The sequence below is a fragment of the Mesorhizobium sp. M5C.F.Ca.ET.164.01.1.1 genome, from assembly GCF_004792125.1.
In the GTDB taxonomy this organism is placed as follows: domain Bacteria; phylum Pseudomonadota; class Alphaproteobacteria; order Rhizobiales; family Rhizobiaceae; genus Mesorhizobium; species Mesorhizobium wenxiniae.
Window position 1 is genome coordinate 1 of record NZ_SRTG01000122.1, and the last position, 425, is coordinate 425.

The 425-nt window shown below is 64.0% G+C and carries 2 protein-coding genes; both read right to left on the reverse strand.

Translation table 11 applies throughout. From position 1 onward, the window contains the following. The coding region (locus EN807_RS32720) for an ATP-binding cassette domain-containing protein (RefSeq protein WP_135937946.1) at window positions 1-159 on the reverse strand (159 nt) is incomplete at its 3' end. Continuing rightward, a partial coding sequence (locus tag EN807_RS32725) for a PfkB family carbohydrate kinase (protein ID WP_246684504.1) occupies window positions 140-425 on the reverse strand: 286 nt, incomplete at its 5' end. The genes EN807_RS32725 and EN807_RS32720, both read right to left, overlap by 20 nt.

Below are 425 nucleotides of genomic sequence, written 5' to 3' on the forward strand. Positions count from 1 at the left end.
CAGCCCCGCGATCATTCGCAACGCGGTGGATTTACCGCAGCCGGACGGGCCGACGAGGATCAGGAACTCGCCGTCCTCGACCGACAGGTTCAATTGGTCGATGGCGTGAAAATTGTTCCCGTAGGTCTTGCAGATATTCTCAAGAATGACTTCTGCCATCTTCCTCCTCCACAAGTCTCAGTTCGACCGCTGACGGAGCGTTCGCAGAGGTCAGAAGTTTCGTGACCTGGTCGTTGGTGGGCAGCGCTTCGCGCCCGCCACGTCCCGTTACGGACAGGGCTGCGGCCGCGGCCGCGAACGCGACCCGGCCTGCGGTGTCGGCCCCGCGCGTCAATGCATGGGCATAGGCGCCATGAAAGCAGTCACCGGCGCCGGTCGAGTCGACGACGTCAACCCGGTGCGGGGGCAGGTGCCAGAGCCCTGTC